Here is a 3,040-nt window from a genome sequence, read left to right as displayed (position 1 = left end):
TGGTAGTAGTCAGAGAGGTAGATGTACTCCTCCAGCGTCGGCATGCGGTCGCCATCCGAGCCGTCGGCCACGACATCCATCTCCGACTGCACGAGCAGGGCGCGGCGCTGCGTTGTCGGGTGGGTCAGTTCGAGGATGGTCTCGGTGTCATAGAAGTTGTGACTGTCGAGGACTCTGTTGAGGCGCGTGAGATCGTTCTGCACACGGTTGGTTTTGTTCTCGTAGAGCTTGTGGTAGAAGCCGCTCACCTTCGCCGTCGGCAGCATGGCATCGAGTCCGGGCAGGATGGCGGGCAGGTTTTTGTTGATGCGGGAGAGTGCGTCCAGAGTCTGGTTCGCCTTCGGCACGCGGATACTCAGCTGGAACTCCGCCTTGTAGGCCTCGGGATCAAGCCGTTCCAGACTGGCAAAGCCGCCTTCTTCGGTGATCAGGTTCGTTTTGACCGTGATGCCGTTGAAGAGCTTGGCTACGTCGATGTCCTTGCGCGGGATGAATTTCTCCGGCAGCGGCGGCTGGACTTCGCGGATGACCTCCTTGGTCACTTCTTTGACGACCGGAACTTCTTTGATCACATCCCGCATCACGTCTCGCGTGACGATGCGTTCCTTCGTGCTCCGTGCGGAGGCGACGATGTCCTGGATGGCTTTTTTAATCTTGCCGGCAAAGGGGGTGAATGGCAGCACCAGTGCGATGAGCAGGATAAGCAGAAACAGCAGGCGGATGAGCGAGCCAAAACAGCCGCGCTTCTGGCGCTGGGGTCCGGGGAGGGGAGGGGAGTCCGTGGCGGGCATGGGAGATTCCGAAGACATACGCGTGCAGAAGTTTAATCTCTTTTCAGCACCAAGGCGAGTGCATCATCCTTCTTCGAGACGGCCTTCTTTGAGAAGCAGGCGGCGGTCACCGCGCTTGGCCAGGGTTTGATCATGCGTGACGACAACGAGTGTTTTTTTGGCCTCATCGACCACCTGCATCAGCATGTCGATGACGCCGCTGCCGGTGCTTGCATCGAGGTTGCCCGTGGGCTCATCAGCGTAGATGATCCCGGGGTTGTTGATGAGCGCTCGGGCGATGGCCACGCGCTGCTGCTCGCCGCCGGAAAGTTCGGTGGGCAGGTGTTGGAGGCGCGCAGTGAGGCCCACCTTGTCCAACAGTTCGCGGGCGCGTGTCTCGGCTTTTTTGCCGCCGATCATCGCCGGCAGCATGACGTTCTCCAAAGCCGTGAGTTCCGGCAGCAGGAAGTAATGCTGGAAGACAAATCCCATGACCTCATTGCGAGTGCGCGCACGCTCGGCTGCGGCTGCCTGGTACAGCGAGCGGCCATGAACCATCACATCACCCGATGTGGGCTGCTCCAGCCCGCCGAGGACGTAGAGCAGAGTGGTTTTGCCTGCGCCGGACTGGCCGCAGAGGAACACCTTTTCACCGGCGGCGACTTCGACATTGACGCCGCGTAGCACGGGCAGATCATGCCCCGCAAGGTGGTAGGTACGGTGCACATCGTGTGCGGCGAGTGGGGCTGCTTCCTGGCTCATGTAGATTGGGGTGTACGCTCCGCAGATGCCACGCGGCGTCAAGGCATGATGCCCGCCAGCGTGCGTTGTCTGAGCGTCTCATACATCACGATGCCCGCTGCCGTGGCCAGATTCAAACTCCGCGTGCCCTGCATCGGGATGCGCAGGCAGCGCTCCGGCTGGATCACCGAGGCTGGGATGCCGCGTGTTTCTGGGCCGAAAACGAGGAAAATCTCATCCGCTGTGAGGTCGGCCTCCCAGTACGTGTGTTCGCCCTGGCATTCGATGAAGTAGCAGGCGGCCCCGGCAGGAATCTCCGCCGCCAGTGCCTCCCAGCTGTCCCAGACGCGCACATCCACCTCCGCCCAGTAGTCCAGTCCAGCGCGCTTGAGCTGCTTGTCATCAAGACTGAAGCCGAGCGGCTTGATCAGATGCAGCCGCGCATTCGTGGCTAGGCACAGTCGTCCGATGGCACCCGTGTTGTGCGGAATTTCCGGCTGAAACAGGACGACGTTCAGCATGCGGCCTTAACCTTTGAAAACAAAAAGCTTCCGGCAGATGAAATTCACCAGAGTGGAGGAAATGATCAGCATCAACTGCGCGGTCAATGTGCTGATGCCATACCATTTGATGAGATAAGGCCCGGAGAGCAGGCCGATGGCAAACCCCGTCGAACTGACCACCGAGAAGTAAACAAACTCCAGCACCCGGTGATGCCGTCCGGGGGTGAATACCCACAGGGAATTGGTCACATAGGCAAAGATGTTGCCAAAGAAAAAGGCGATGATGTTGTTGTAGATGCTGTGCAGCGCGCGCACCTCATCGGTCACACCGCTGCTGACGAGAGCAGGATACGCTCCCCATCTGGACAGGGCATAAAAGATCGCCGTCGTGAGGGTCAGCGATCCTACTCCGCAGATGCCATACTTGATGAACTGGATCAGCGGATGCGTGTCACGCGTGTTCAGACGCACCACAATCGAACGCCAGTCGTTCTCACGAAAAAATAGAAGAGCCTCACCGATTTTTGACATCATCAGGTGAGGCTCTCCGGGGATCGTTGCTCAGCAAGCAAAGATGCGTTTAATAATAGTGGTAGTTGCCGTTGCGGTCGTAGTAGCCCTGCTGCTGCTGGCGTCCACGGTAGCCCTGCTGCTGGCCTTGGTAGTATTGCTGCTGGTTGCGCTGGTCGCGGGAGTTGCCAATGGCGTTGCCACCCAGGGCACCGAGGCCGGCACCGATGGCGGCACCTTCCAGGCCACGGCCACTTTGGTTGCCGATGATGCCACCGACGGCAGCGCCGCCGAGTGCACCAATGACAGAGCCAGTCTGAGCGTTAGGACCCGATGCGCAGGAGACCAGCGAAAGGGCGGTGAGAGCTGTGAGGAGAGTTTTTTTCATATGTTTGTCTGCGAGTGAGTTGAATTACGGCGATTGATTAATAGTAGTAACCGCGACGGCGGTCACGGGCATTGCCAATGGCGTTGCCACCCAAGGCACCGAGGCCGCCACCGATGAGAGCTCCTTCG

Annotated in this window: 6 protein-coding genes; all 6 read right to left on the bottom strand. The window is 59.3% G+C overall.

Annotated elements, in window-relative coordinates; translation table 11 throughout:
• The coding region (locus tag ACIREA_RS29625; RefSeq protein WP_397385924.1) for a hypothetical protein at nt 1-791 on the bottom strand (791 nt) is incomplete at its 3' end.
• 63 nt (nt 792-854) lie between these two features.
• The gene (locus tag ACIREA_RS29620) at nt 855-1,532 is read right to left on the bottom strand and encodes an ABC transporter ATP-binding protein (protein ID WP_397385923.1); all 678 of its coding nucleotides are present in this window, start codon (nt 1,530-1,532) and stop codon (nt 855-857) included.
• Nucleotides 1,533-1,570: 38 nt separating this feature from the next.
• The gene (locus tag ACIREA_RS29615; protein ID WP_397385922.1) at nt 1,571-2,032 is read right to left on the bottom strand and encodes a tRNA (cytidine(34)-2'-O)-methyltransferase; all 462 of its coding nucleotides are present in this window, start codon (nt 2,030-2,032) and stop codon (nt 1,571-1,573) included.
• A gap of 6 nt (nt 2,033-2,038) precedes the next feature.
• The gene (locus ACIREA_RS29610; protein ID WP_397385921.1) at nt 2,039-2,548 is read right to left on the bottom strand and encodes a GtrA family protein; all 510 of its coding nucleotides are present in this window, start codon (nt 2,546-2,548) and stop codon (nt 2,039-2,041) included.
• A 46-nt stretch (nt 2,549-2,594) separates the two neighbouring features.
• Entirely contained in the window at nt 2,595-2,912 is a 318-nt protein-coding gene (locus ACIREA_RS29605) for a glycine zipper domain-containing protein (protein WP_397385920.1), read from the bottom strand.
• A 37-nt stretch (nt 2,913-2,949) separates the two neighbouring features.
• Nucleotides 2,950-3,040, bottom strand: a 91-nt coding sequence (locus ACIREA_RS29600; RefSeq protein WP_397385925.1) for a glycine zipper domain-containing protein, incomplete at its 5' end; no start/stop codon positions are given.

Origin of the sequence: Prosthecobacter sp. (genome assembly GCF_044373815.1) — a bacterium.
GTDB lineage: Bacteria > Verrucomicrobiota > Verrucomicrobiia > Verrucomicrobiales > Verrucomicrobiaceae > Prosthecobacter.
Note: the sequence above shows the minus strand (reverse complement) of the source record. Positions and strands in the feature narration are given on the sequence as shown.